At 33.7% G+C, this 24,218-nt stretch carries 19 protein-coding genes; 5 read left to right on the forward strand and 14 right to left on the reverse strand.

Translation table 11 applies throughout. From position 1 onward, the window contains the following. Window positions 1-5: 5 nt before the first annotated feature. The 6 genes from ACFSR1_RS14295 to ACFSR1_RS14320 form a co-directional block, all read right to left on the reverse strand. A complete protein-coding gene (locus ACFSR1_RS14295; protein ID WP_378293617.1) occupies window positions 6-1,418 on the reverse strand; it encodes a hypothetical protein in 1,413 nt (470 codons plus the stop codon). 26 nt (window positions 1,419-1,444) lie between these two features. After that, complete coding sequence (metG, locus tag ACFSR1_RS14300; protein WP_378293618.1) at window positions 1,445-3,511, reverse strand: methionine--tRNA ligase; 2,067 nt, start codon at window positions 3,509-3,511, stop codon at window positions 1,445-1,447. Window positions 3,512-3,719: 208 nt separating this feature from the next. After that, window positions 3,720-5,333, reverse strand: coding sequence for a DUF1501 domain-containing protein (locus tag ACFSR1_RS14305; RefSeq protein ID WP_378293620.1), 1,614 nt, complete (start codon window positions 5,331-5,333; stop codon window positions 3,720-3,722). A 7-nt stretch (window positions 5,334-5,340) separates the two neighbouring features. Next, window positions 5,341-6,801 carry a DUF1800 domain-containing protein gene (locus ACFSR1_RS14310; protein WP_378293622.1) on the reverse strand — a complete coding sequence of 487 codons (1,461 nt, stop codon included), beginning with the start codon at window positions 6,799-6,801 and terminating at the stop codon, window positions 5,341-5,343. A gap of 384 nt (window positions 6,802-7,185) precedes the next feature. Beyond that, complete coding sequence (locus tag ACFSR1_RS14315; RefSeq protein WP_378293623.1) at window positions 7,186-8,820, reverse strand: DUF1501 domain-containing protein; 1,635 nt, start codon at window positions 8,818-8,820, stop codon at window positions 7,186-7,188. Window positions 8,821-8,827: 7 nt separating this feature from the next. After that, the gene (locus ACFSR1_RS14320; RefSeq protein WP_378293624.1) at window positions 8,828-10,372 is read right to left on the reverse strand and encodes a DUF1800 domain-containing protein; all 1,545 of its coding nucleotides are present in this window, start codon (window positions 10,370-10,372) and stop codon (window positions 8,828-8,830) included. A gap of 103 nt (window positions 10,373-10,475) precedes the next feature. Here ACFSR1_RS14320 and ACFSR1_RS14325 point away from each other — a divergent pair, with 103 nt between their 5' ends. From ACFSR1_RS14325 to ACFSR1_RS14345, 5 genes are all read left to right on the forward strand, one after another. After that, window positions 10,476-11,372, forward strand: coding sequence for a S66 peptidase family protein (locus ACFSR1_RS14325; RefSeq protein ID WP_378293625.1), 897 nt, complete (start codon window positions 10,476-10,478; stop codon window positions 11,370-11,372). Window positions 11,373-11,374: 2 nt separating this feature from the next. Next, entirely contained in the window at window positions 11,375-11,734 is a 360-nt protein-coding gene (locus tag ACFSR1_RS14330; RefSeq protein ID WP_378293626.1) for a YraN family protein, read from the forward strand. Between the two features lie 30 nt (window positions 11,735-11,764). Beyond that, window positions 11,765-12,661 (forward strand): aldo/keto reductase, encoded by an 897-nt coding sequence (locus tag ACFSR1_RS14335; protein ID WP_378293627.1) that lies wholly within the window; start codon window positions 11,765-11,767, stop codon window positions 12,659-12,661. Window positions 12,662-12,789: 128 nt separating this feature from the next. Continuing rightward, window positions 12,790-13,908, forward strand: a complete 1,119-nt coding sequence (locus tag ACFSR1_RS14340; protein WP_378293628.1) for a helix-turn-helix domain-containing protein — start codon at window positions 12,790-12,792, stop codon at window positions 13,906-13,908. 81 nt (window positions 13,909-13,989) lie between these two features. Next, entirely contained in the window at window positions 13,990-14,910 is a 921-nt protein-coding gene (locus ACFSR1_RS14345) for a hypothetical protein (protein ID WP_378293629.1), read from the forward strand. 370 nt (window positions 14,911-15,280) lie between these two features. On the opposite strand, the gene ACFSR1_RS14350 is transcribed toward ACFSR1_RS14345, so the two are convergent. The 8 genes from ACFSR1_RS14350 to ACFSR1_RS14385 form a co-directional block, all read right to left on the reverse strand. Continuing rightward, on the reverse strand, window positions 15,281-16,474 hold the full coding sequence (locus tag ACFSR1_RS14350; protein ID WP_378293630.1) for a serine hydrolase domain-containing protein: 1,194 nt from the start codon (window positions 16,472-16,474) through the stop codon (window positions 15,281-15,283). A gap of 88 nt (window positions 16,475-16,562) precedes the next feature. Continuing rightward, window positions 16,563-17,405, reverse strand: coding sequence for a helix-turn-helix domain-containing protein (locus tag ACFSR1_RS14355; protein WP_378293631.1), 843 nt, complete (start codon window positions 17,403-17,405; stop codon window positions 16,563-16,565). Window positions 17,406-17,604: 199 nt separating this feature from the next. Further along, on the reverse strand, window positions 17,605-20,967 hold the full coding sequence (gene mfd, locus ACFSR1_RS14360; RefSeq protein WP_378293632.1) for a transcription-repair coupling factor: 3,363 nt from the start codon (window positions 20,965-20,967) through the stop codon (window positions 17,605-17,607). An 89-nt stretch (window positions 20,968-21,056) separates the two neighbouring features. Continuing rightward, entirely contained in the window at window positions 21,057-21,833 is a 777-nt protein-coding gene (locus ACFSR1_RS14365; RefSeq protein ID WP_378293633.1) for a tryptophan-rich sensory protein, read from the reverse strand. Window positions 21,834-21,904: 71 nt separating this feature from the next. After that, window positions 21,905-23,050 carry an aminotransferase class V-fold PLP-dependent enzyme gene (locus ACFSR1_RS14370; RefSeq protein WP_378293634.1) on the reverse strand — a complete coding sequence of 382 codons (1,146 nt, stop codon included), beginning with the start codon at window positions 23,048-23,050 and terminating at the stop codon, window positions 21,905-21,907. Window positions 23,051-23,059: 9 nt separating this feature from the next. After that, on the reverse strand, window positions 23,060-23,698 hold the full coding sequence (gene pdeM / locus ACFSR1_RS14375) for a ligase-associated DNA damage response endonuclease PdeM (protein ID WP_378293636.1): 639 nt from the start codon (window positions 23,696-23,698) through the stop codon (window positions 23,060-23,062). A gap of 44 nt (window positions 23,699-23,742) precedes the next feature. Continuing rightward, complete coding sequence (locus ACFSR1_RS14380) at window positions 23,743-23,994, reverse strand: type II toxin-antitoxin system RelE/ParE family toxin (protein WP_378293638.1); 252 nt, start codon at window positions 23,992-23,994, stop codon at window positions 23,743-23,745. Beyond that, complete coding sequence (locus ACFSR1_RS14385; RefSeq protein ID WP_378293640.1) at window positions 23,979-24,212, reverse strand: hypothetical protein; 234 nt, start codon at window positions 24,210-24,212, stop codon at window positions 23,979-23,981. The genes ACFSR1_RS14380 and ACFSR1_RS14385 overlap by 16 nt, the downstream gene beginning before the upstream one ends. Between the last annotated feature and the right edge of the window lie 6 nt (window positions 24,213-24,218).

Consider the following 24,218-nt stretch of genomic DNA (forward strand, 5'->3'; position numbering starts at 1 on the left):
TTTACCTACAAAAAATGACTAATTCGGTATCTGTTTAGGGAAAGGATAAATACACCACGATACATTTTATTTTGGAATTTGAAGATTGATTTTCTTTTTATAGTTGTGTTTTTTTCAAAATTCAAAATACGCTTCGGTATAAAATCTTTAACTTCTCCTTCTTGGTGATTAAAATCTTTATCAAAAATACAATTGATCCAGACAGTTTTTTGATCTGAACTACCTTGTAATGATGGATTATATTGCATCGTAGGAACTCCAGAACCATTATAACTTGTACTCCAACCACTACCACCTCCACTAAAAGTGACAGGTTTAACACTTCCAATAGAAACTTTATAATTTCCTTTAACATTGAAAACTGATATTCCTTGCATTCCTTTAGATATTTTTCGAAGAAATTTTTTGGAAGTGGTAAGCTCTCTCTTACCTCCTAAAAGATCTGTTTTATATTGATTAATTGAACCATTTTTAAAATAAATATCTTGTAAATTATTACCAAGAAATTCCTTTATAACCTTCTTAGTATTTATATCCGTAATTGTAAGTTTAAGAAAATCATAGGAACTGGCCGATTGAAATAATTTATCTCCAAAAATGTATGAGTTACTGTTTTTTATTTTTTGCGTTCTATTTTTTGAATGATAAAAAATGCTTCTACTAACCTCAAAGCTATTTGGATCAATAGAAATTACTCGAGTAATGTCCTTCTCTTTGTCAAATGTAATTGTAAAAGACTCTTCATTAATATAAAACTTGGCTTTATAATTACTTCCAGCTATTGAATTGGGAATCTTGTTATCTATAATTTTCATATTATCCCCAGTATTAGTAAACTTTTGATCTACCAATAGGTCATATGCAGTGCCAGCATAAGGTTTGTCTTCGTTCTCACCATTTATACTTATAGGATTTTTTTTAAAATTACCATCTTCGTAAACGTAAATATTAAAACTTTTGGAATCAAATTTGGTAGAGATAAGATGTAGTTTGTTTTTAAAATTAAATACATCCAATAATTTCTCTGAATTTAAACTAAAATCAATAATCTCATGACTAGAAGTTTTATCTTTGAAATTAATAGAAACAACCGCAAATTTGGTGCTTGAAGAATTTTTGAAAATAATAAAATAATTATCTGCTTGAATTGTATATCCAAGGAAGATGTTAATTCTCTTTGGTAGTCTGTCAAAATTAATTTTAGAAATCTCTTCGAAATCAGAATTAAAAAGAAAAGTATGGTATTTGTTCTTGGTGTCAAACAGAATTAATAGTTCATTATTTTCATTGTTTACTATAGGATAGGTAGCATATATTTCCTTATCAAAATTAGGTTCAAATTCAAAGACTGTTTTTTGGCCAGCTACTTTTTGAATTAATAGACTGAAAAAGAATACAAAAAGAATTTTTTTTATCATTGCATTTTTGCTTTGTAAAATAATGATTAACTAATCACTGCTCCAGGATTGACTCCATCTTCATCCGGATTTAGAAATACTAGTTTTCCATTAGGAGTTTCTGTCATAAGGATCATTCCTTCGCTCTCTACTCCTCGCAATGCGCGTGGAGCAAGATTTACCAACACCGTCACCTTTTTACCAATAAGATCTTCTGGTTTAAAGTGTTCTGCAATACCTGAAACGATCGTTCTAGTGTTAATTCCTGTATCTACTTTAAGCACCAATAACTTTTTAGCTTTCGGCATTTTCTCCGCTTCCACAATGGTGCCAACTCTTAGATCCATTTTAGTAAAATCCTCAAAAGTTGCTGTGTCCTTTTGTGGCTCTATTGTTTTATTTTCAGCTTCGTTGACTTTTTTAGTAGCTTCTAGTTTATCTAACTGCTTTTGGATGTCTGCATCTTCGATTTTAGAGAATAATAACTCTCCTTTTTCTATTTTGTGATCAGCGGGAAGTAATATTTCTTTGGTTGCAATTTCGTTCCAATTTGTTTTTAAGTCATCAGAATTAACAGCTAGAATATTCTTTAGTTTCTCAGAAGTAAATGGTAAAAAAGGTTCTGATAAGGTGGCTAAAGCCGCCGCAACTTGTAAACCAACATACATAATGGTTTTTACACGTTCCGGATCTGTTTTAATAAGTTTCCAAGGTTCTTCATCCGCCAGATATTTATTTCCCAATCGGGAAACATTTAATAACTCTTGTGAGCCTTCTCTAAAACGATATCTTTCTATAGAACTACTAATCACACTTGGATATGCTCTTAGCTCGGTCAAGGTTTGCAGATCTATTTCAGAAAATTCATTTGGGGTAGGAACTACACCATCGTAGTATTTATTTGTCAATACGACAATTCGATTGATGAAATTCCCAAAATTACCTACTAATTCATTATTATTTCTATCTTGAAAATCTTTCCAGGTAAAATCATTATCCTTAGTTTCAGGAGCATTTGCTGTTAAGGCATATCGCAATACATCTTGTTTACCCGGAAAATCTTCTAAATATTCGTGTAACCAAACTGCCCAGTTTTTGGACGTAGAGAGTTTGTTTCCTTCCAGATTTAAGAACTCGTTAGCAGGAACATTTTCAGGTAAAATATAACTTCCTTCAGCTTTTAGCATGCTAGGAAAAATAATACAATGAAATACGATATTATCTTTACCAATAAAGTGTACAAGCTTAGTGTCTTTATCTTTCCAATAAGGTTCCCAATCTTTTCCTTCTCTTGCAGCCCATTCTTTGGTAGAAGATATATAGCCAATTGGAGCGTCAAACCATACATACAATACTTTTCCTTCGGCTCCTTCTACAGGAACAGGGATTCCCCAATCTAAATCACGAGTAACTGCTCTGGGTCTTAGACCATCATCCACCCAGGATTTGATCTGACCATAGACATTGGTTTTCCAGTCTTTCTTATGACCAACCAATACCCATTCTCTCAGAAAATCTTCATATTGATCTAATGGTAAAAACCAGTGTTTGGTTTGTTTTAGTGTTGGTTTTGCTCCTGAAATAGTTGATTTTGGATTTATAAGATCTGTAGCATTTAATGAACTACCACAATTTTCACACTGATCACCATACGCTTCTTCGTTTCCGCACTTTGGACAAGTACCAGTTACAAATCTATCTGCAAGAAACTGATCTGCTTCTGCATCATATAATTGTTCTGAGGTTTCCTCAATAAATTTTCCATCTTCATATAATTTCTTGAAAAATTCTGAAGCGGTTTCATGATGAATAGGAGCAGAGGTTCTGGAATAGTTATCGAAGGTAATTCCGAAGTCCTCAAAAGATTTTTTGATGATGGTGTGGTATTTATCTATAATCACCTGCGGAGAAACTCCTTCTTTTTTTGCACGCATAGGTATGGCAGCACCGTGTTCATCACTACCACAAATAAAAGCCACATCGTTTCCGGTCATTCTAAGATATCTGGAATAAATATCGGCAGGAACGTAAACTCCGGCTAGATGTCCGATATGAATAGGTCCATTTGTATATGGTAAAGCTGATGTAATTGTATATCTTTTAGGTGCGCTCATAATGCTTGTAAAAATGAGGCACAAAGGTAATAAACTAAGATAAAATATACAGGCTTTAGCTAATTAATGAAGATCTTATTTACTGCACTGTTGTTAAAAGTGTTTTGAAGATTTTTTAGAAATAAAAAATACCCCGATACGGATTAAAAAAGCAGTATTAGAAATAAAACTAATACTGCTTAGTGTATAATAGGATTATAAATCTTAGTTACAAGATCATTACGGATTTACTATACCGTTGTTTGCCCTTTGTTATTCTATATGCATAAAACCCTTCGGATAGTGTTGTCTTAGCAGCTTCTTTCACGTTAATAACGTATTCTCCTTCCAAAAGCATTTCATTTTTTAAATTCGCTACTTTTTGTCCTGTCATACTGAATAAATCTACACTTATATGACCAGCCTGAGCATTTGTGAGGTGAATGAAAGATTGATTTTCAGAATAGGTAACTACATGGTTGAAGTTTTTAGGATCCGGTATTTCTTCACCTGTACTGAGACTATTACAGTCGAAACCTAAATCGAGTGAATTATATTGTTCATCCAAAAGAACCTGATCCACGATATTGGCGTCAATACACAACCATTCTTTCATTATTGAGGCATATACTTGTCTAAAATCATTTGTATTGTAAAGGTTTCCATTTCTGTTTAAATTCGAAAGATCTGGATGTTCTCCAATAAAACCATTACCATCCAATCCAGTTCCAAAAAGCATCATTGGTGCCGCAGTACCGTGATCTGTTCCGCGAGATCCATTTTCTTTGACTCTTCTTCCAAATTCTGAAATTGTCATAGAAACAACCTTATCGTCCCATCCGGCATCTTTTAGATCATCATAAAAATGAGACATCGTTTCTGATAGCTGAGTTATCAATTCTTCCTGTCTGTTTAATTGATCATTATGAGTATCGAAACCACCTAAGGTTACAAAATATACTTTGGTTCCTAAATTCCCTTTTATAAGCCTTGATACAACGCTTAATTGTTGTGATAGCTTATTGTCCGGATAATTTCCAAAGTCAGAAGTACTTTCATACGCATCATTGATAACACCAGCATAGGTAAAAGTGGTATTGGCAACACCTTTTAGATATCCTACTTTTTCTCCGTGAGTACAATCAGGAAGATTGGTAAGGTCATAAAGAGATCCATTTTGAGCAATTTCATAAAGCTTTCTGGGATCAGCTACAGAAAAAGCAAAATTGTTTTGGTCACCATTAAATATCAGATTGCCACTACTTCCTATTTGGATCGCTGCTGGACGTTCTGGAGGGTCTAGTAAATAATCTGGATATAGGTTTTCAAAATATCTTCCCATCCATCCTGTATCTTCTTGATCAGTTACATCGGATGTTGCCCAAATATCAGAACCTGTAAAATGAGATAAGGCACTTTGTTCATACCCAACGCCGTGTACTATTTTCATCTGACCGTCGCCCCACAATCGTTCAAATTTATTAGCGTAGTTAGGCATGCCATAATCGTCGTTAAGCTTAAATAACTGATTTTGCGGTATCCTTATATTAGGACGCGCATTCGCATAGGTGTCATATTGGTTAATTGGGATCACAGTGTTTAATCCATCGTTTCCGCCTTTCAGCCTTACAATTATAAGTACTCTATCTGTCTCTGATTCGTTAAGAGCTGCTGATAGGGGTGAAGGTTTTGATACAGATAGTGCGGTGTTGGCAAACGCAACGGTACCACCACCAACAATACCTAAAGCTTGTAGAAAAGAACGTCTGTTCCATTTTTTATGTTCCTGATTATTACAACTACCAGGTTTTGGAGTCAAGTTTTTATAATGAGTATCGCACATGGTTTTTCTATTTAAGTTGGAATTCAGGAATTGTTATGAGAAATCGTAAAAGCCTGTAGACTTGTCTGGGAGTTGTATCCCAATTAAGACTCCAGGTACCGTCTTCAAAATAATTTTCGGGAACCTGATCTTTAAAAATTTCTAATCCTTGGCTATATTCTGTGGCACTTAGTAACTCTTTAGAAAGAAAATTATCTAAAATCGATCTGGACACAAGTTCCACATCGCTAGAATTACCTCCCATAATATTAATCGCAAGTGTTTTAAACTGTTCTTCATTATGTCTCCATGATCTCCAAAGATACCAGCCTATCCTGTCCCATCTAGTGGTTAAGGTACTGGAGTCTATCCAATCCTTATCTCCCTGCCAGCCAGCAACATCCACTGGTTTCAGTAGATCTTGTCCTAGTTCTTGGCATCCAGCGCGTATTTTGTTGTTAAATGCAAAATCTGCCGGTAATTCGAAATTTAGATCTTTAAAGAAATTGATCTGTATGTCGACTGGACTTTTAATGCAGACTCCAAGACTTCTTTGGTCAAAGAAATGCTCACTTTTGAATAATTGCCTTAGTACCGGTGCAATTTCAAAGTTATTATCGAGAAAGGTCTGCGCAAGTTGATTTACAATATCTTCATTAACAACCGGACTAACAAAGTATCGATAGAATTTACCACATATAAACTTGGCTATCTGTTGCGGTCTTTGTTCAAAAAGAATTCTAATTACGTCATAATAATCCCAGTTACCAGTTTGACCAAAAATGATTTTTTCTTCATTGTCAAATTTGTTTTCATCAAAGGTGATAGGACCCCAACGCACCTGTCTTTCATTCCAGCCGGTTAGCGCTCTGGCTGTTTCAACGATATCATTTTGGGTGTATCCGTTATCTACACCCAGTGTGAAAAGCTCATAAAGTTCTCTTCCGTAATTTTCGTTGGGTCTATTTTTGGTGTTTTCGTTCCCATTAAGGTAAATTAACATCGCTGAAGAAAGTCCGATATCGCTCGTAAAGTCTTTAAAATTACCTAATGCGTGGAGTTGTAATAAATTATAATATTGAAACATGTAAGCAGGGCTGCTGTATACATTGTCTTCTGTTACAAAATGATTACTCCAAAATAAAGTCAAACGATCCCTTAGGTTGTTTTGAAACATATCTGCTACCATTTGATTTTTCCATTCTCTTCTGTATGCAGAAGGATTTTCTGGTGTAGCGTCAAAGTCATCTTTTATCCAATAACCCCATTCTGGCGAGGGAGTTGGGTTTAGATTCAGGGCTTCATCAATTAAGTTATCAATTAAAGTAGAAGGGTTTTGGTTAAGAGCAATATCCACCATCTCAGGAGTTGCACCAAAACCAAGTCTTCTATACAAATGATTAACCTTTTGTCTATTCCAGGGATTTGTATTCGTTGGGGAATAGACATTTAATGAAGCAACATTACAAGAAGTACTTGTTGTCATCATAGAAGTTTGTGTTAGTTAAGAATTTATGTTAGTTAGATTTTTGAACGTAATTATTTGATAGTTAGTTTCTTGTTAAGAAACGTTTAGCTCTTATTAGGAATTTTTTTGGTTTTGTTGTCTTTTCCTCTGAAGCCATTCAACTATTCGACATAACGTATATAAACATAGGGATTTAGTAATCAGAGGTGATAATGTTTTTAGTATTCGGTGTGGATCAGTGAGTATTTGTTTTTTAACGCTTTAAAAGATTGTTAAAACACGTTAAAATAAGTTATAATCTTCTTAAAAACAGCTTGTTGTTCTGTGGTAGCATTTGTTTTGAAACGAAAAAAGCTCTGATTGTAAAAAATCAGAGCTTTCTATATTTAAAATATTATTATGTTGTTAGGAAATCAACAGAGACTTACTGAATTCACCGGTCCCGGTTTCAATTCTGTACACATATTGACCAGTACTTAATCTGGTCCCTGCAGATTCTTTGACATCAATTATATGCTGACCTTCCAGAAGCATTTCATTTCTTAATGTTGCTACTTTCTGTCCAATAATATTAAACAAAGTAATATCTACGTGAGTTGTTTCAGGGTTATTGATATTAATAAAGGTTTGTCCTCCATCATAAGTCACAATATGTGATAGTGTTTCTCCATCTCCAGGTATATTGGGACTCACCCCGCCACAAGTAAAGCCTAAATCCAATGATTCGAATTCTGCACCAAGTAGTGCTTCGCTCACGATATTTTCCGGAATACATAACCATTCTTTCATAATGGTAGAATAGATTTGTCTGAAGTCGTTGGTTTGCTCTGCATTAAATCCAACCGTTGGGTTTGGTGGAAGTTCAGGATGATCTCCTATAAAACCATTACCGTTCAATCCTGTTCCAAAAAACATCATCGGTGCAACTGTACCGTGGTCAGTTCCTAGAGAACCATTTTCCACTAGTCTTCTCCCAAATTCTGAAATCGTCATGGTTAATACTTTATCATCCCATCCGGAAGCTTGTAAATCTGCATAAAAATTACTGATACCTTCAGAAAAAGAATTCAGTAATTGCTGATGTCTTTGTATTTGATTATTATGAGTATCAAAACCACCAAGGGTAACCATATATACTTTGGTGCCCAGGTTTCCTTTGATTAAACGGGCTACAATGCGCATTTGCCTGGCAAAATTATCATTTTCTAAATACCCTGCAAAATCTGTAGATCTTTCAAAAGCGTCATAAATTGCTTCAGCATAGGTGTAGGTCACATTGGTACTTTCTCTAATAAAATTAAGACGATCCCCATATGTGCAATCTGGTGAAGGATCTAAACTATATCCTTGGTTTTCAATATAATCCTCTAATCTTCCAGGATCAGAAATGGCAAAAGAGAAATCATTGTCAGGACCTTTAAAAATCAAGTTCCCAATACTTCCAATCTGAATAGATGGTGGGCTTGGTGGTGGACTAGTGATATAACTAGGATATAACTGCTGAAAATACCTTCCCATAAATCCGGATTGTTCTTCTTCTACTAAATTGGTATTGGCCCAGATATCAGTTCCTCTAAAATGCGATAAAGTTTGATCTTCATAACCCACGCCGTGAGCCACTTTCATCATCCCATCACCCCATAAATTTTCTAATTTATTCATAGGTTTTGGCATCGCATATTCATTTTCTTCCAGATTAATGAATTCACTAGGAGGAATTTTGATTAAAGGTCTGGCTCTTGCATAACTTTCATATTGATTTACAGGTATGATTGTATTATAGCCATCATTTCCTCCTCCTAATCTGCAAATGATTAGTATTTTATCAGACTCAGCCTGGCTTAACGCTAATGATAGAGGAGAGGGCCTGGAAACTGTAAGATTGGTGTTCGCTAGCATCATGGATCCTCCTCCTACCAGCCCTAAGGCTTGTAAAAAAGATCTACGGTTCCATTTTTTGTGATCATCGGTATTACAAACACCTTCTTTTGTAGCGTTTTTCGTTTCTTTTATATTTTTATGGTGGTGTGTATTACACATAAGCTTTTTATTTAAGTTGGAATTCGGGCAATTCATCAATATGGCTAAGCAATGCATAGAATTGATCAGGAACTCCTGATAAATCTAATGTCCAAAGATTAGGAGCTACTGCATCCGGGTCATAATAATTGTCAGGATAGAACTCTTTGAAAATAGCCAAGGCTTCATCAAATAAGGTTTGATCCTCTAACCCTCGCGGAAGGAAATAATCTAGAATCGCTTTTACAACGATAGTTACCTGTTCTCCTTGTAAACTATTATTCACAAAACCATCTGCCAATGTTCCTATTGGGAGACCATTTAAAAAAGTACCAAATTGTGTTTGATTTTGTGAGTAAAAAGCATCCAGAAGGTTTTGAAGTTCTACCCATCTTCCTATTAAGTAATCAGGGCTGATCCAGTCTTCATCTCCTTGCCAACCTTCTACATCAACAGGATTTAAAACTTCTTGTCCCATAGTTGAAGTTGTACCCAATAAAAAGTTCAAAGAATCAAGCGTAGGAGGCGATTCAAAATTCAATTGCTTAAAAAAGTTAACAAATAAATCAATAGGACTTTTAATAATAGCTCCTATTGCTTGAAGATCAAAGAAGTGCTCACTTTTAAAAAGTTGTCGCAATACCGGAGCAATCTGCCAGTTATTAGTAATAAACGTCTGTGCCATTTGAGCCACAATGGCTTCATTACATGTAGGACTTACAAAATAGGTGTATAATTTACCACAGATAAAATTAGCGATAAGAGTTTCTCGCTGTACAAATAAATGAGCAATTACATCATCAGGACTGCCCAAACCATAGTATCCAAAATTAGCTGATTGCCCAAAAATATCTTTGGTGTCATTGCTAAAACGTCCTGGATTAAAAGTGATAGGTCCCCAGGGAATATCATTGGTTTCTACCCAACCTGTTATGGCTTTAGCGGTTTCAAGAATATCATTTTCGTTGTATCCGTTATCCACACCGAGTGTAAATAACTCATAAAGCTCACGTGCATAATTTTCGTTAGGTCTATCATTGGTGTTTTCATCACCGTTAAGATACACTAACATGGCGGAGCAAATTCCAATGTCATATACAAATTGTCTAAAATCTCCTAGTGCATGAAGTTGCAGGAGATTGTAGTACTGATATTGGTATGCGGGACTTCTATATACTTGATCTTCGGTGACAAAATGATTACTCCAAAATAATGTTAATCGATCCCGCAATCCATTTTGCAAGAAGTCATAAATCATTTGTCTTTTACCTTCATTACGGTAAAATCTGGTATCATTATCTTCATTCGCCATTTCGGCGGCTTCAAATTGATCACGGTTCCAGAAACCCCATTCTGGCGCAGGGTTAGGAGCTAATGCAATAGCTTCATCTATTAATGAGTCTACTAAAGCTGATGGGTTGTTTTGGTTCAAAGCATCAATTACCTGGGTTTTAGTGGCTCCAAAGGCGACTCGCCGGTATAAATGATTTATTTTACTTACGTTCCAGGGGTTCTCTGTAGTAGGCACGTAAGGATCCAAAGATGCTAAGTTACAAGAAGTATCAGAGATCATAGGCAAATAGGTTTATTAGTGTTAAGGGACGATTTTCACTGTAATATAATAGTTTAGAACGAAAACATTTGTTAATTAGTATCTTAAATTGAAATTTTAAGAAATGTTGAAGCCTGATTCTTTACAAAAAGGAGATAAAATAGCAATAGTTGCTACAGCAAGAAAAATTACTCAGAAAGAAATTGATGAAGCAACTAACATTTTGAAAAATTGGGGTTTGCATCCTGTTGTTGGTACCACAATTGGATTGGAGAACAATCAATTTGCGGGAACAGATGAAGAAAGGAGATTAGATTTTCAGAAAATGCTAGATGATACAGAAATTAAGGCAATTTGGTGTGCTCGTGGAGGTTATGGTACTGTACGCATCATAGATCAACTGGATTTTTCTGATTTTATTAAGCATCCTAAGTGGATTATTGGATATTCTGATATTACAGTATTACATTCTCATATTCATAATTTAGGTATTGCAACAGTGCATGCAGCGATGCCTATTGATATCCATAAAGGGACCGAGGCGTCAAGACAATCTCTCTATAACACCTTATTTGGTGCAAAAGAAAATTACACTATTAATTATAACCAAAAGAATAAACTAGGAAATTGTAAAGGGAAACTTATAGGAGGTAATTTGTCTATTTTATATGCCCTTTGTGGCTCTAAGTCCTCCGTTGATTGTAGAGGTAAAATACTATGCATCGAGGATTTGGATGAATATTTATATCATATAGACAGAATGCTTCAGAATTTAAAACGCAACGGATATTTTGATGAATTATCAGGATTGATTGTAGGTGGAATGACTAAAATGCATGACAATAATGTTTTGTTTGGAAAAAATGCTGAAGAAATTATTTTGGATGTGGTAAAGGGGTATGATTTTCCTGTAGCATTTGATTTCCCTATGGGGCATATAGAAGACAACAGAGCATTGGTTTTAGGAGCAGAAGTTTTGTTAAATGTTTCCGACGATGTAACAACCTTAAAATATTCGTAAAAATGGCAGAGCATCATAAGCTTGGTAAAGAAGGAGAAAAATTAGCCGTCGAGTTTTTGGAGAAACATGGATATATTGTTTTAGAAAAAAATTACAGATATCTAAAAGCTGAAATTGATATCATTGCCCAAAAAGGCGATATCATTATAGTTGTGGAAGTAAAAACCAGAAGTACTCCTGAATTTGGAGATCCTCAGGATTTTGTGAAACCTAAACAGATTCAATTATTGGTAAAAGCAATTGATCACTATGTAGTGGAGCACGATCTGGATGTCGAAGTCCGTTTTGATATCGTGGCTATTATAAAAAATAAACTAGGAACCAGAATTGAACATCTCGAGGATGCTTTTTATCATTTTTGATACTATTTTAATCATCATAAGATAAAAGAAATGAACTATTGTAAACTTGGTAATTCAGAATTAAAAATTAGTGAGGTTTCTTTTGGATGTATGTCGCTAAAAGAAGAAGTTGATAATGTGAAGCAATTAATTCACCTGGCTATCGATAATGGAATTAATTATTTTGATACTGCTGATTTATATCAACAAGGTCAAAACGAGGTAATGCTGGGCAATGCACTAAAAGGCTTTAGGGATAAAGTAATTGTGGGGACAAAGGTGGGAAATCAACTTAGGGAAGATGGTAATGGTTGGGATTGGAACCCCAGTAAGAAATATATCATACAATCAGTTGAAGAAAGCCTGAGAAGACTACAAACAGATTATATTGATTTATATCAATTACACGGTGGAACAATTGATGATGCCATTGATGAAACTATTGAGGCGTTTGAACAATTGAAAGAAGAAGGGAAGATTAGGTATTATGGTATTTCTTCTATAAGACCTAATGTGATTAGAGAATATGTAAAACGTTCTAATATAGTAAGCGTTATGATGCAGTATAGTCTTTTGGATCGTAGACCGGAAGAGTTTTGCTTAAATTTATTACAAGAGCATACTATTGGAGTTCTCGCGAGAGGATCTGTTGCCAAAGGATTGTTATCAGGAAAACCAGTAACTGACTATTTAAATTATACGACTTCAGAAGTGAAAAAAACTATTGAGGTATTAAAAAATGTGTCTAGAGAAGATAAATCAATTGGTCAAACAGCAATTCAATATGTATTGAAACATCCATCAATTACTTCTACGGTAATTGGAATCAGGACAGAACAACATTTGCTAGAGACTATCGCAACCTCTAAATTAAAAGTATTAGGTGATGAGGAGTATGGATTGCTTAAAAAAAGCAATAAACCTGCTTTTTATGAGAACCACCGATAAATGTTGTTTACTAAAAACATATTGTTTTCCATTTTACCTTCTTATTGGTTAAAAAGTACGAATGTACCCAATCGGTCGCTCGTTTTTTTCAATAGAATTAGATTTGAGCATAACTTTTAACAACATATATGAATTCTTTTGGAATAGCAGATCTCGTATTATTTTTAGGAATTAGTCAAGGTGTTTTTCTTGCTATAACGCTTTCTCTGTTGCACAATAATAACAGACCAGCTAATAGAATTTTATCTTTTATGTTGATGATAGCTTCCCTGATGCTTGTTGGCAGAATATTTTATCCAAGATTTCAGGATGTTTTATTTTTTAGAATTGCAGGTTTTGTAGACACACTTATTTTTGTATTTGGTCCAATGTTGTATACGTATATACGAAGATTGACTTTTTATGAATCTCCTAATTATAAAATCTCAAAGTATCATTTTATTCCAGCTGCTCTTCACCTATGTTTTTTTAGTTGGACCTTGTTTTATTCCTCTGATGACATAAAAACAATGATCAATAATGGTGATTTTAATGTCATCTATTTTATTGTGGAGACTAGTGGTTTACTATCTAATATCTTATATGTTTTTTTATCATATCAATTAATTAGAGTTTATAAGATAGAAGAGAAAAATAATCTATCATATGCACAGAATGTACAAACTTTCTTATGGTTTTTGTTATTAGGAGTTTCGGTATTCTTAATTCTATGGATTATAGGATATGCTAACTATTTTTTAAGATTAAGAGAATTACGTTTTATCAGTTATCATCTAATTTGGATTTCAGTACCGATATTCATTTATATTGTTGGTTTTTTTAGTCTGAGACAACCGGAAATTTTTAGAATTCCGGTTGTAAAGAAACAGAAAGTTCAGAAAGAGCGATTGGATGGAAAAGAATTAGAGATATTGAAGAAAGGGCTAGAAGACCTTATGGTTCAGAAAAAAATATATCTTAACAATGAACTCACCTTAAAAGATCTTTCTGAAGAGCTTAATACCTCTACGAATAATGTGTCCTGGTTGCTTAATAATATTCATAAGTGTAGTTTTTATGATTATGTAAATACGTATAGGGTTCAGGAATTTATTTCTAAGATTCAAAAAGGAGAACACTTTCAGCATACTATTTTAGCACTTTCTTTAGATTCAGGGTTTAATTCTAAATCTACTTTTAACAAAGCTTTCAAAATGATTAAAAATGATACACCAAGTAATTATATTAAAAAATTAAATACTACCTAAAAAAACGTTTCGCCGTGTACATTCGGTCGATTATTCGATGTTTTTGATTCAATTTTGAGTATAACTTTAAAATTAAATCAAATGAAACGAACAGTTAATTATTTTTTTATCATTAAGAAAGGAACGTACTCTTTACTTCTAGTGCCGGCTCTTATTTTATCTTTATTCCTTGTTTCTTGCAGACCCGGAGAGGTGCCTAATATTACAACGAACGTAGAGACCGTAACCGAAGGTTTATTTTCCGACGGGTTAGCTTTAGATCGAAAAGGAAATTTGTATGGGTCTGATTTTTATGGAAACACAGTTTATAAAATGAGTCCATCCAAAGAAGTAACAGTTTTTGCAAATGGCTTAGTATCTCCGAATGGAATAGGAATAAATAAAGATGGAGGAGTATATGTTTGCGATCATTTTGGAAATACCATTTATAAGTATTCGCAAGAAGGTATACAATTAGATAGCATTCCTGCAGTTTCTCCTGCTGGTATAAAACGAATTCCAGGGACTAGTAATATGTTATTTGTAGAGTACAACACGAATACGATTAATGTATTATCAGAAGATAATACGATAACTAAATTACATGAAGGTACACCGATAAATGGGCCTGCTGGAATTGCTTTTGATAGAAGAGGGAATACCTATATAGGAAATTTTAACGATAGAAAAATTTATAAATATAAAGATGGAAGTCTGTCTTTTGTTGCAGAACTTCCTGCTGTAGCGCCAAATGCTAATTTCTTAGGGTTTTTGACATATGCTAAAGGTTTTTTGTTTGCAACTCAACTTGGAGAGCACAAGATTTATAAAATTAATCCTAACAAAGAAAACGAAGTCGAGGTATTTGCAGGTAGTATATTAGGTAATAATGATGGAGATATTTCTGAAGCTACTTTTAATTTCCCAAATGGTATTTTAGCTAGTCCAAACGGCAAAGTTTTATATGTGTCAGATGCAGGAACCCGTAATCTAAGGATTATAGAAAGCAACATTGAACATTAATTTAAAGTTATTAATAAAAAGGGGAATTTTCCTCTTTTTTATTTTGTAACTTACTCGCACAATACAAATTAATCTTAAAACCAAATTATTATGTTAAAATCAATTTTAATCCAGCATGGAGTTCAACAATTAAACAAGAAGCAACAACAAACTATAAATGGTGGAGGTGGTGAATTGAATGATTTTTGCCATTCTGATAGTGAATGCAATTATCCATTAATTTGCGCCGGATGTTTTTGCAGACCGGTTGGGGGACCATTTTAGTTCTCGACTTATAATACATAAGGCTAATTCAAATATTAAAAAGATCGGAATCCTATGATTTTCGATCTTTTTTATGAGTGAATTTGTTATTAGATAATAGGTCTTATTATTTAGTAATAAATGTTTTGGCTAGGTCATACGAATAAGTAAATAAATCAGATACAGAACCACTTCGATTCATCAGTATGGATATGGATATATTATATTCTGGAAATAGAATAAAGACAGAAGTAGATCCTGCAGCAGTTCCGGCGTGATGAATGATCTGTACTTTGTGGTTTTGGTCAAAAATTTTCTCCGTAAAGCTGTTACGCCATCCCATGGCATAGTTTTGATCATTCACCTCTCCGTTATCCAAGCTAACTGGTTGTATAAGTGATTCTGTAATTTTTTTATCCAAAATTTGATAGTTTAGAAATGCGTTTCCAAGTTTTACAAGATCTGTTGGTGTAGCAACAAATCCGCCCCCGGCCCATTTATTGCTATTATTGACCTTAAATACCTCTTTGTACATGTTTTCATCAACTTCATAAAACGTAGAAATATTTTCTGTCAACAACGAAGATGTTTCCCCATGTATATTATCAAGACCTAAAGGAGTAAAAATTTCATCTTTCATAAAATTGAGAAAGTCTTTTCCTGAAGCACCTTCTAGCATTGCACTTAACAAAGTATAATTATACGAACTGTAGCTAAAGTTAGTTCCGGAAGGGAATAATAATGGAGAATCACTAAAGATTCCAACACTTTTTTGCACGGTTGTATATTCATCATTATTTAGGTGTTCCCAGATAGGAAAGCATAAACAAGTTCCATAGTTTCGTATTCCTGAAGTATGTGATGCTAATTGTTTTAGTGTGATTTCAGATAGTGTTTCGGTTGCGTATGGAACAAATTCTTTGACTTTAGAATTCGGATTTAATTTACCATTTTGTAGAAGTACACCGAGTCCTAATGAGGTTACTGCTTTGGATGTACTTCCTATCCTGAATTTTGTGTCTAGACTTATTCCTTTACCTTTTTTAACATCTTGGTATCCAATAGCATTAGACCAAATTACTTTTCCTTTTTTTCCAGCAGCGACCGATAATCCTGGAGCTTTAAGATGAGTAAACATTTCGGTTAAAATGCTATCGGCTTTTTTTGATGCCTCATCATTATGATGTGTGATTGGTTCTAAATTTTGGATGTTTGGAAAAGAATGCCACCCTGATTTATAGGTCATAATAGGTTCAAAAAGAAAGAAACCTATGATTAATATTGGTAAGATTATAGAAGTAATGATGATACATTTTTTCATGATACTGTTGGTTTGAAATTTGACAAGGGGTTTCCTTTCATTGAAGACGAATTCAATGATATTTTAATATGAATAAATACCAGTTGGATTATTCGACGGCCAGCGTTTTTTCTTTAGCCTTAATCATCTCACATACTTTAAAAAGTAGAATGATTTCTAACAAAATGGTTGGTGTAAGAAATACCAAACCAACAAAAGACAATAGTATGGTGGTCATGAACGCATAGGTAATAATTTCAAAAATCGCAGTGACTTTTGCAATTGTACCTAATGAACCCTGAAGCCTATAAATTGATATTCCGAATAAGATTCCGATAATGCCATAAGTCATTGCTTCAGCCCCAATAACAATTGGGTAATTAATCTCAACAATATATAAGGAAATGATATCGAATCCATAGAATACAACTGCGATAAAAATGAACATAAAGGCAGTTATTCTTAGGAGGTAGTTCTTGAAGATTTTTCCCGTAAGCACAAAACCTCGAGTAAAAAGAACTATGGAAATCAATAAAACGATTTTCAATAGAATATACGCTATTTCATTAATGATCATTTCACCTTCCTGATGCCTATAATAATCTAGCGCAAATTCTCCAAAACCTAAGATGAAGTAAACAATGCCACTAATCCAGGCAATGTTAAGTTGTTTTGTTAAAAAACTTGCTTCCTTTTCATCGTCTATTTCTAGCAGGAAAAGTTTTTTAAACTCTTTGGTCACTTTAGAATCTTCAGTTTGTATTTTTTCAAGATCATAATCCAAAGCCGATAGAATTGTCTTTATCGTATAGCTTCTTGGCATGACTTCTCCCGCTTCAATTCTCTGTATGGTTCTTACACTGATATTACACTGCTCTACCAATTCTTCCTGAGTAAGTCCTTTGGATTTTCTTAATTCTGAAATTTTTATTCCTAATGCTGGCTGCTCCATGATCTTTAAGTTTTTAGTGATTGTTTCTTGATGACTAGAACTTTGTTTCATTTTCTTCAGCAATATTAGGTGTCAATGTTAATTTTTCAAATTTTTCGGATCGTATTTACCCCGACATTTACCCGACAAACCAGTAATATCAATAGTTTTAATGGGCTTTAGTATTTTTGAATAAGTTATAAATTTCGGGTAAATACTATCAATTTTCAATAATTTCTTTAGCAGGTGCTAAAGGTTGTAGTGCTTTTAATGCTTTTTGAATAGTATCTATGTTTTCGAAAGTTAGTAATAATCTCAATCCATTTCTGGTGTTTTTTTCTTTCATTTTACATTTACCAGGATTTTTCTGTACAAATTGTAATACTTTGGTAAAAGCAGGGCTTTGATAAAAATTAGATTGTTGATCACTGATAAAATATCCAATCAATTTGTTTTGTTTCATAATGACCTTTTCTATTCCGATAGATGTGGCAATCCATTTGATTCGAACAGAATTCATTAGATCAACAGCTTGATCAGGTAATTCTCCAAAACGATCGATTAATCGTTTTTCATATGCTTGTAACCCCTCTTCATCTTTAATAGCATTAAGCTCTGTATAAAGATTTAAACGTTCTGTAATATTGTTAATGTAACTATCAGGGAAAAGCAATTCAAAATCGGTATCGATTTGGGTGTCTTTGAGATATACTTTTTCTTTTTGATCATCCTCATATAAATCTGCAAACTCATTTTCTTTTAGTTCTTCAATAGCTTCATTGAGTATTTTTTGATAAGTATCAAAACCAATTTCATTGATAAAACCACTTTGTTCTCCTCCTAATAAATCTCCTGCACCTCTAATTTCCAGATCTTTCATGGCAATATTAAATCCGCTACCTAAGTCAGAATGCATTTCTAATGCGGTTATACGTTTTCTGGCATCTTCGGTCATAGCAGAATATGGAGGTGTAATGAAATAACAAAAGGCTTTTTTGTTACTTCTACCTACACGACCACGCATTTGGTGTAGATCGGATAGTCCAAAGTTATTGGCGTTATTAATAAAAATGGTATTAGCATTCGGGACATCCAATCCGCTTTCTACAATAGTGGTAGAAATCAATACATCAAATTCTCCATTCATAAAAGAAAGCATAAGGCTTTCTAGTTTTTTACCCTCCATTTGTCCATGACCTACCGCAACTTTGGCATCAGGAACCAGACGTTGTACCATTCCGGCAACTTCTTTGATATTCTCTATACGGTTATGGATAAAATATACTTGTCCACCTCGTTGTATCTCATAGCTTACGGCATCTCTAATAGTCTCTTCAGTAAATCGAATCACATGGGTTTCAATTGGGTATCGATTCGGTGGAGGAGTGGTAATAGTAGATAAATCCCGAGCTGCCATTAAACTAAATTGTAGTGTTCTTGGAATGGGTGTAGCAGTTAAAGTAAGTGTATCTACATTTTCTTTGATCGTCTTCAACTTATCTTTTACCGATACACCAAATTTTTGTTCTTCATCAATAATCAGGAGTCCAAGATCTTTAAATTTTACATTTTTATTCACCAATTGGTGCGTTCCTATAATAATATCAACTTTACCGGCGGCAAGATCTTCTAAGGTTTCTCTTTTTTGTTTGGCTGTTCTAAAACGATTTACATAATCAACCACTACCGGAAAATCCTTAAGACGTTCTCTAAATGTTTTTGCATGTTGAAAAGCAAGAATCGTTGTAGGAACAAGTATGGCAACTTGTTTTCCATTATCAACTGCTTTAAATGCCGCTCTGATAGCAACTTCGGTTTTACCAAATCCAACATCACCACAAATCAAGCGATCCATCGGTCTTTCGCTTTCCATGTCAGCCTTAACAGCTTCTGTTGCGGTACTTTGATCTGGAGTGTCTTCATATATAAAAGAAGCTTCTAATTCATGTTGTAAATAACTGTCCGGATTGTATTGAAATCCCTTTTGTAATTTTCGCTTTGCATACAACTGAATCAAATTGAAAGCAATGTGTTTTACTCTTGCTTTGGTTTTCTGCTTTAAGGTTTTCCAGGCTTTTGAACCTAATTTATAAATCTGAGGTGGTTTACCATCTTTACCATTAAATTTCGAAATCTTATGAAGAGAGTGAATACTTAAGTATAGAACATCTCTTTCTCCGTAAATCAATTTAATGGCTTCTTGCTTTTTACCTTCTACATCGATTTTTTGAAGCCCTCCAAATTTACCAATACCGTGATCGATGTGAGTTACATAATCTCCGACTTCGAGATTGGTCAATTCTTTTAGGGTGATTGCTTGTTTTTTGGCATAGCCACTTTTCAAACTAAATTTATGATACCTTTCAAAAATTTGATGGTCGGTATAACAGGCTATTTTACGATCACGGTCAATAAATCCCTGGAATGCTGAGAATACAATGGTCTCATATTGCTTTACATCTAAATCTGCGTCATCAAAAATATCATGAAAACGTTTGGCCTGTTGTTCACTTACACAGAAGATGTAATTTTTGTATCCTTCTTCATAATTTTCGTTAAGGTTTTGAATTAATAAATCAAATTGTTTATTGAAGGATGGTTGAGGTTTTGTATCAAATTTAATCGAATAATCAGCTTTGGTGAGTGGTCGGTTACCAATTTCCACCAGAGTGAAATCCAATAATTGCTTTTTGATTAATTCTGAAGAAGCAAAAAGTTCTTCTGGAGTTCCATGCTTGATATCTTTAGAAAGTGTTTTGAAAGCTTCCTTAGCTTTTTCAAAGTTTTTATCAATTCTTGTAGATAGCAGATCAATATCTTTTGCAAAAACCACAGTTTTAGAAGCAATGTACTTTAAGAAACTTTCTCGAGTTTCCTGCATTGCTTTGTTTTCAACATTAGGAATGATTGTAATTTTTTTTATCTGATCAGTTGATAATTGAGTTTCTACATCAAAAGTCCTGATACTGTCTACTTCGTCCCCAAAAAACTCTATACGATACGGTTCATCATTACTAAATGAAAATACATCTACAATACCACCACGAACCGAAAACTCACCAGGCTCGGTTACAAAATCTACTCTTTGAAACTGATATTCGAACAGAACTTCATTTACAAAATCCAGAGATAGGGTATCATTTATAGCAATCTTTAACGTATTTTTTTCCAGTTCTTTTCTGGTCACTACTTTTTCGAATAAAGCATCCGGATACGTAATAATTAGTGCTGGCTTTTTACGAGAGTTGATTCTGTTTAATACTTCGGCACGCAATAACACATTAGCATTGTCGGTTTCTTCAATCTGATAAGGCCTACGATAGCTGCCGGGATAAAACAATACATTTTTATCACCTAATAATTGTTCAAGGTCATTAAGATAATAAGCTGCTTCTTCTTTATCATTAAAAACACATAGGAACGGTTTGTCTGCTTGTTTAAAAGTGTGTTCGATAGCAAAAGATAATGATGATCCGATAAGACCTTGCAGATGTGTTTTACTTTGGGATTGGGCAATGGCATTCCCCAGTTTCTGCAATTGCGGAGACTGTGCAAAAGTTTGCGTGATTAAGGTTTTACTCACGTAGCAATAATTTTAGACAAATATACTATCAATCTTTTAGTTATGACAAACCTATTTTTTGTGATTAAGAACTTAACTAAATAGTTCGATCAATTTTTTACTGGGTTAGAGGCTCTATTCAAAAACCCGTGAATACCGGCAGCGAGTACTAATATAATAGCTCCTGATAATGCAGTATAAGCAATAGAATCGTAATCTCCATTATGTCTTACATAAATAGCAAACAATGCCCAAGCTCCAACCATCGCAAATTCTCTCATGTTTCTCTTTACAATCATAAATAAATTAAGCAGTACAGCTACTACCACCATAATTACAGTCCAAGTAACATCATCCAGACCAAATCCTTGCCAATTTATTTTTGTTAGATAGATGGTGACATTTGCGATAGTTGCTACCGAAATCCACCCAATATACAGGCAAATGGGCCACCAAGTAAATGCAATAATGTCTGTCGGTGCATCCCACAATTCCATTTTGGTATTAATAACAACTTTACTTAAACAGAAGAGAATACCAAGCATAATAATTGTAGATAGACCAATATACTCATAGGTAAATACAATAACCCAAGAACTGGTTAATAAATTAGCGATTAAAAACCAGTATCCCGTTTGAGATATGTGATCTGCCTTTTCAGGTTTAAAAAATGTATTTCTGATTTGATAAATGCCATACAAAATCAGACCTAAAAATATTAGAATCCATATGGCAAAAGCATAACCGGATGGAGTAAATAAATTGTCATATTTTCGGCTTAGTTCACCTACCGTAGTATCATTAAACCGAACAGCTTCAGCAATGTAATTAATTCCTATCAAGAAGATTACAGATATAAGGTTGAGGATAGATAATGTTTTTTTCATACGTTTCTAATTAAAACAACAAGTTAATAGTAGAGTCAAGTTCTGATTGATTCAAATACTACAATCGTTAACTATTTCGAAAAACAATTGACTAATTTTTCAAAATCTTCTTCAGTATTATACACATTACAAGATATTCTTATGGCATTCCCTCGATAGGAGACAAAGATTTGTTCTTTTTTTAGGGTAGCTTTTAAGTCTTCTAAATTGATATTTTTAGGAAGATAAATCCCAAAAAGATGATGTGCTCTGTAGTTATCATCTTCGATAAAACAACCCAATGTTTTAAGCTTTTGTATAGCATTTTTGGAAATACTTTTACCATACTCCTGAATGTTTTCTGGCTGCCATTCAATTAATTGTTCTATGGCCTTATTCATCATAGGAGTTAGCACAAAATTACTCGATTCTCCTACAGAATATCGAGCTGCTTTTTCTTTATATCGATCTTCATAGTTTGTGAGTCCAGAAAAGTCTTCGCTATTATGTCTATTCATCCAATTATGTTCGATTGGTGTGCCATTATTAAAAGCATCACTATAATATGCCATTCCAATAGAGTAGGGACCTAATAACCATTTATATCCTCCACAAACCAAAGCGTCAGGTTCAAGGTTTTGAACAGAAAATGGCAATGCACCAACACTCTGAGTTCCATCAATGACTAGCATCGCATCTACCGCTTTGGTTTTTTCTCGAATAGCCTTCAGATCAAATAAAGTTCCATCCGCCCAATGAACATGTGGTAAAGCAATGACTGCAGTGTTTATTGAAATTGCTTTTAGAATATTTTCATTCCATACTTTTCCCCGGTTTTCAAAACTTTTAGGAGGATATACAATCTTGATGATTGCGTTGTTTTTCTTTGCAACTTCTTGCCAGATATATACATTACTAGGGAACTGCTCATCCACCAAAATGATTTCATCACCTTTTTTAATAGGAACGTTATTGGCAGCATTAGCAATTCCGTATGATACAGAAGGAATAATAGCTACATTCTTATAATCTGGAGCATCAATGAGTGTTGCAAAACGCTGTTTTAGAATTTCTTTTTGATTAAAGAAATCCTCCGGTAAAACTTCATTAGGGCGTGCTTTTCTTTGCACGGATTGTAAACCTATTTTGGTAACTGATTTTAATTGGGGAGACATATAGGCTCCATTTAAATAGGTAATTCCTTCGGATAGATCAAATAAATGTTTTTTGTTTTGCATGCTGCTCAATTATTGATGCACTAAAATAACTTCCTTTTTTGTGATGGCATATATTTTAACTTTTTCTGTGGGTTCTAAGGTATGATTACCGGTAAATTCTCCAAAAGCAGGAAGAATCATTTGATTTTCGGTTTGATAAAAACATGGCAGACGCAGACGTTGTTTTCCTAATCCTTTTAAGAGTACTCCCGGATGAATATGACCGCAAAAATTAAAAAGATGTTCTCGTTCTTCAGGATGATGACTAAGTAAGAAGTTGTCTAAAATTAATTCAGAGCCTACCTTAATTCCGAGATCTTCATACTTATCCGGAGAAATAATATCATGATTGCCTACGATAAGAATAAACTCAGCATTTGTTTTGGAAATCCAATCCGAAAAAAGCAGCCATTCATTATTGATATAACTGTGAAATAGATCTCCCAAGAAACATATTTTTACAGGATTAAAAACCTGAATAATGGTATCTAATTGTTTAAAATTTTCATAGATGGCTTCATTTGGAACTGCACTACCGTGTTTTCTAAAATGAGAAACTTTACCAAAATGAACATCAGCAATTAACAACATGCTTTTTTCTTCCCAAAATATAACACCCGTTGGGTGAAGAATAAAGGATTGATTTTGTATTTGAGTGGTTTTAGACAATTTTATAAAGGAAATTTTTTAGGATTTTGTCTTGTATCCCAGACCTAATGAATGATAATCTCTGATGACTCAATTTGATAGAATATTTTATAATCACCCTTAATTATTACTCTAATATCTTTTACATCAGTTTTTATTCCCAACAAAGGATATTTAGGGAGTAATTTTATAATGGAATTAATTTCTTGATTAAGTTTGCGACTGTATGTTTTGGATTTATTCCTGTTATAATAAAATTCCAAAATTTCAGTAAAAACGAGGTCAGCTTTTGAAGTCCAGATTATTCTTCTAGCCATTTTTTATTCTTATTAAAAACTGACTCATGATTTATGATATTACCGTTTTCATAATCTGATTGACTTTCTGAAACCATTTTTTTTTCAAAATCAGACAATTCATACAAGTTAGTTTCCGATTTAATAGAAAGCATTTCTTTAAAAGACTCAAGAAAATCTTTGTCTCCAATGGAAAGAACTTTTTTAATAATATCGTTTTGAAGTTCAGAGATATTCATCTATTG

The organism is Aquimarina rubra (genome assembly GCF_042684305.1).
Taxonomy (GTDB): Bacteria; Bacteroidota; Bacteroidia; order Flavobacteriales; family Flavobacteriaceae; genus Aquimarina; species Aquimarina rubra.

Excerpts from the sequence above, each read along its gene's own strand:
- ACFSR1_RS14340 (WP_378293628.1), top strand. The coding sequence starts at position 12,790 with ATGAATTCTTTTGGAATAGCAGATCTCGTATTATTTTTAGGAATTAGT.
- ACFSR1_RS14315 (WP_378293623.1), bottom strand. The coding sequence starts at position 8,820 with ATGTGTAATACACACCACCATAAAAATATAAAAGAAACGAAAAACGCT.
- ACFSR1_RS14370 (WP_378293634.1), bottom strand. The coding sequence starts at position 23,050 with ATGCAAAACAAAAAACATTTATTTGATCTATCCGAAGGAATTACCTAT.
- ACFSR1_RS14310 (WP_378293622.1), bottom strand. The coding sequence starts at position 6,801 with ATGATGACAACAAGTACTTCTTGTAATGTTGCTTCATTAAATGTCTAT.
- ACFSR1_RS14350 (WP_378293630.1), bottom strand. The coding sequence starts at position 16,474 with ATGAAAAAATGTATCATCATTACTTCTATAATCTTACCAATATTAATC.
- ACFSR1_RS14380 (WP_378293638.1), bottom strand. The coding sequence starts at position 23,994 with ATGGCTAGAAGAATAATCTGGACTTCAAAAGCTGACCTCGTTTTTACT.
- ACFSR1_RS14355 (WP_378293631.1), bottom strand. The coding sequence starts at position 17,405 with ATGGAGCAGCCAGCATTAGGAATAAAAATTTCAGAATTAAGAAAATCC.
- ACFSR1_RS14335 (WP_378293627.1), top strand. The coding sequence starts at position 11,765 with ATGAACTATTGTAAACTTGGTAATTCAGAATTAAAAATTAGTGAGGTT.
- ACFSR1_RS14365 (WP_378293633.1), bottom strand. The coding sequence starts at position 21,833 with ATGAAAAAAACATTATCTATCCTCAACCTTATATCTGTAATCTTCTTG.
- ACFSR1_RS14295 (WP_378293617.1), bottom strand. The coding sequence starts at position 1,418 with ATGATAAAAAAAATTCTTTTTGTATTCTTTTTCAGTCTATTAATTCAA.
- ACFSR1_RS14320 (WP_378293624.1), bottom strand. The coding sequence starts at position 10,372 with ATGATCTCTGATACTTCTTGTAACTTAGCATCTTTGGATCCTTACGTG.
- ACFSR1_RS14345 (WP_378293629.1), top strand. The coding sequence starts at position 13,990 with ATGAAACGAACAGTTAATTATTTTTTTATCATTAAGAAAGGAACGTAC.
- ACFSR1_RS14385 (WP_378293640.1), bottom strand. The coding sequence starts at position 24,212 with ATGAATATCTCTGAACTTCAAAACGATATTATTAAAAAAGTTCTTTCC.
- ACFSR1_RS14305 (WP_378293620.1), bottom strand. The coding sequence starts at position 5,333 with ATGTGCGATACTCATTATAAAAACTTGACTCCAAAACCTGGTAGTTGT.
- metG (WP_378293618.1), bottom strand. The coding sequence starts at position 3,511 with ATGAGCGCACCTAAAAGATATACAATTACATCAGCTTTACCATATACA.
- ACFSR1_RS14330 (WP_378293626.1), top strand. The coding sequence starts at position 11,375 with ATGGCAGAGCATCATAAGCTTGGTAAAGAAGGAGAAAAATTAGCCGTC.
- ACFSR1_RS14325 (WP_378293625.1), top strand. The coding sequence starts at position 10,476 with ATGTTGAAGCCTGATTCTTTACAAAAAGGAGATAAAATAGCAATAGTT.